We start from the raw sequence: 3,762 nt of genomic DNA, 5'->3' as shown, positions 1-3,762 counted from the left end.
CGCAGCGCGCCCGCCGACACGAACGGCAGGGTCACCGCGGCGGCCACCCCGCCGCAGGGGACCGCCAGCGCCAGCACGATCAGGCTGGCGGACGCGGCCTTCGGCCGGGGCACCCCGTGGTCCCGGGACAGCTCCATCTGGGCCAGCACCGGCCACACGCTGCCGGGGACGTACTTGCCGACCTGCCCGACGAAGAAGATCCGCAACGCGGCCCGCAGTGGCAACGCCACGCCGAGCGACGCCAGCAGCGCCCGCCACGACAGCACAGTCGTCCCGACCGCCAGCACCGTGACGGCTCCCGAGGCGGCCACCCCGAACGCGGTCAGCTCACTGAACGACGCGCGGACGGCGTTCCACTGGCTGACCAGAGCGACGACAAGCAGGCCCGCCGCGACCAGCAACGCCACCCGCACCAGCCACCGACGCGCGTCCCGCCCCCGACCGGCCCCCGAGAACTGTCCCACCTCGGTGGGACGGCGCGGCTCCGCGGGATGCCCTGGCTCCGGCTGGGGGCCCGGCTCCGGCTGACGGACCGGCTCCGGCTGACGGACCGGCCCCGGGCTGGGGCCCTGCTCCGTGGGATGGCGGCCCGCCGTCCGACGGCCACGGACGTCAGCAGGCCGCATCCACCGCATCGTCCCAGCCTAGAGCCCTGGCGCCCCGCACCTTCCGGCGGCACGGAAGAAGCATGATCGCGCCACCACCGGGCCGCCGCCGGCTCCGGGCCGCCGACACATCGGACTCAGCCGAGGCTGTAGGTGGAAACTGTTGCCACGACAGCACTTTCCACCTACGGATTCCGCTGTTGTAGGTGGAAACCGTCGTCATGACAGCGGTTTCCACCTACGGATTCCGTTGACCGGGTCAGCGCTGGCCGGCGGAGGTTTCCTTCTCGGCTTCCTCGGTCTCGCCTTCGAGAACCGGTGTGCGGCCGGCGACCATCTCGACGATCCGGCGGGCGAGCTCCTGGGCGGACAGGCCGATGTCGGCCATGACCTGGTCACGCTTGCCCTGGTCGAGGAAGGTCTGCGGGATACCGAAGTCCCGCAGCGGGACGTCCACGTCGGCGTCGCGCAGCAGCTGCGCGAGCGTCGAGCCGACCCCGCCGACCCGGCCGTTGTCCTCGACCGTGACCACCAGCGAGTGTGCCCGGGCCAGGTCGACGAGCTCCGGGGCGAGTGGCTTGACCCACCGCGGGTCGACGACGGTGATCCCGATGCCGTGGCTGGCGACCCGTTCGGCGACCTGCAGGCAGGTCGCCGCCATCGCGCCGACGGCCACCAGCAGCACGTCCCGGGTCGGGGTGACCTCCGGCGAGCGGTAGAGGACGTCGACCGTCCCGACCCGGTCGATCGCGGGGATGTCAGCGTTGATCTTGCCCTTGGAGAACCGCACCACCGACGGCCCGTCGGTGATCGCCACCGCCTCCCGCAGCTGGGCGCGCAGCGTGGACGCGTCCCGTGGCGCGGCCAGCGCCAGCCCGGGCACGAGCTGGAGGAAGGACATGTCCCACATGCCGTTGTGGGACGGCCCGTCCTCGCCGGTGACACCGGCGCGGTCCAGCACGAAGGTCACCGGCAGCCGGTGCAGGGCGACGTCCATCAGCACCTGGTCGAACGCCCGGTTGAGGAACGTCGCGTAGACGCACACCACCGGCTTGATGCCGCCGAGGGCCAGGCCCGCGGCCGAGGTCACCGCGTGCTGCTCGGCGATGCCCACGTCGAACACCCGGTCCGGGAAGGTGGCGGCGAACTTCTTCAGGCCGACCGGCTGCAGCATGGCGGCGGTGAGCGTGACCACGTCCGGCCGCTCGTGGCCGATCTGGACGATCTCGTCCGCGAAGACGCTCGTCCAGCTGGTGCCACCGCCGGCCGCGGTGGGCTTGCCGGTGCTCGGGTCGATCACCCCGACGGCGTGGAAGCAGTCGGCGTCGTCCTGCTCGGCGGCCGGGTAGCCGAAGCCCTTGCGGGTGACGCAGTGGACGATGACGGGCCCGCCGAAGTCGCGGGCGCGCCGCAGCGCGGTCTCCAGCGCGTGGACGTCGTGCCCGTCCACCGGCCCGACGTACTTCAGGCCGAGGTCCTCGAACATGCCCTGCGGCTGGACGACGTCCTTGATGCCCCGCTTGATGCCGTGCAGGGCGTCGTACAGCGGCGGGCCGACCAGCGGGGTGCGCCCGAGGACCTGCTTGACGACGTCGAGGACCTGCTCGTACTCGGGAGCGAGCCGCAGCGAGGCCAGGTGGTCGGCCAGCCCGCCGATCGTCGGCGCGTAGGAGCGCCCGTTGTCGTTGACAACAATGATCACCGGACGGTCGGCGGCGGCGATGTTGTTCATCGCCTCCCAGCACATGCCGCCGGTCAGGGCGCCGTCACCGACGACCGCCACGACCGAGCGGGACTCCCCGCGCAGCGCGTACGCCCGCGCCAGCCCGTCGGCGTAGGACAGCGCCGTGGACGCGTGGGAGTTCTCGATGATGTCGTGCGGCGACTCCGCCTGGCTCGGGTACCCGGACAGGCCACCGCGCTGGCGCAGGTTCACGAAGTCGTCCGCGCGACCTGTAAGGATCTTGTGGACGTACGACTGGTGACCGGTGTCCCACAGGATCCGGTCGTGCGGCGAGTCGAACACCCGGTGGATGGCCAGCGTCAGCTCGACGGCCCCGAGGTTGGGCCCGAGATGACCGCCGGTGCGAGCCACCGCGTGGATGAGAAAGTCACGGATCTCCGCCGCCAGAGCGGGAAGGTCCTCGGCTGCGAGTTTTTTCAGATCGTGCGGATTGCGGACGGTCGACAGAAGCGACACCGGCACTTCCTCTCCGTGCACTCCCTCCCCCCTTTGTGAGGGGATCCGGCCCCGGACGCGCTCAGTCTACGCAGGTCAGGGGATCATTCACGGTCACGGAGCGGACATGTGAGCACGTTCCAAACGGGCCCCAACCAGGGCAGCCGGCGCCTACGATGCGTGGTTTGCCCTGTTCCGCGGCTACGCCGGAGCGTGCACGCCCTGTTTTTCCCCGGCGTGTCACCGTGTTGACGGGTACGTCACCGCCGTGTTCGCCCACCGTCATCCCAGACGCCTCCCTTGCCGGCTTCCACCGCCCGGAGCGGCCAGGATCGCCACGCACTCCACGTGGGCGGTCATCGGGAAGAGATCGAACGCCCGCAACGTGACGAGCGAATAGCCCTGCGCAACCGCCACGGCAAGATCGCGTGCGAGGGACGCCGGATCGCAGGACACGTACGCAACAGCCCGCGGCCTCAGGGCCAGCAGCGCCCGCATCACGGCCCGGCCGGCACCCGCCCGGGGCGGGTCGAGGACCGCGATGTCGGCGCCGGCGCCGGCCAGCCCGCGCAGGGAGCCCGGTGAGACCCGGACGCCGCGCAGCGACACCTGCGGCAGGCCGGTGAGGCTGCGCGCGGCCGACGCCACCGCCGCCGGATCCGACTCCATCGCCACGACCGTGCCATCCGGGCCGACGGCCTCCGCGAGCGCGGCGGCGAACAGGCCCGCGCCGGCGTACAGGTCGAGCGCTCGCTCCCCCGCGCGGGGCGCCAGGCCGGTGAGCACCGCGTCCACCAGCGTCTCGGGCGCGCCGGGGTGCACCTGCCAGAACACCCCCGGGCCGAGCCGGAACCGACGGCCGCGCACCACCTCGACGATCTCGCCCTTGGCGCCGGGACCGCTTCCCGGACCGGACGGACCGCCAGCGCCAGAGACAGCGCCAGCACCAGGGGCAACGCCAGCGCCAGGGGCAGCGCC

General features: G+C 72.3%; 3 protein-coding genes. All 3 read right to left on the bottom strand.

The genetic code is table 11. The features are described from left to right. Nucleotides 1-407 (bottom strand): lysylphosphatidylglycerol synthase domain-containing protein (locus AC5LSR_RS07790; protein ID WP_493468303.1); only part of this gene is annotated, 407 nt, incomplete at its 3' end. A gap of 457 nt (nt 408-864) precedes the next feature. Further along, a complete protein-coding gene (dxs, locus tag AC5LSR_RS07785) occupies nt 865-2,805 on the bottom strand; it encodes a 1-deoxy-D-xylulose-5-phosphate synthase (RefSeq protein ID WP_250284903.1) in 1,941 nt (646 codons plus the stop codon). 261 nt (nt 2,806-3,066) lie between these two features. Beyond that, a partial coding sequence (locus AC5LSR_RS07780; protein WP_493468296.1) for a class I SAM-dependent RNA methyltransferase occupies nt 3,067-3,762 on the bottom strand: 696 nt, incomplete at its 5' end.

It is taken from the genome of Protofrankia sp. CiP1_Cm_nod4 (genome assembly GCF_982290645.1).
The sequence above is the reverse complement of the archived record's forward strand: the minus strand, read 5'-3'. Positions and strand labels throughout refer to the sequence as shown.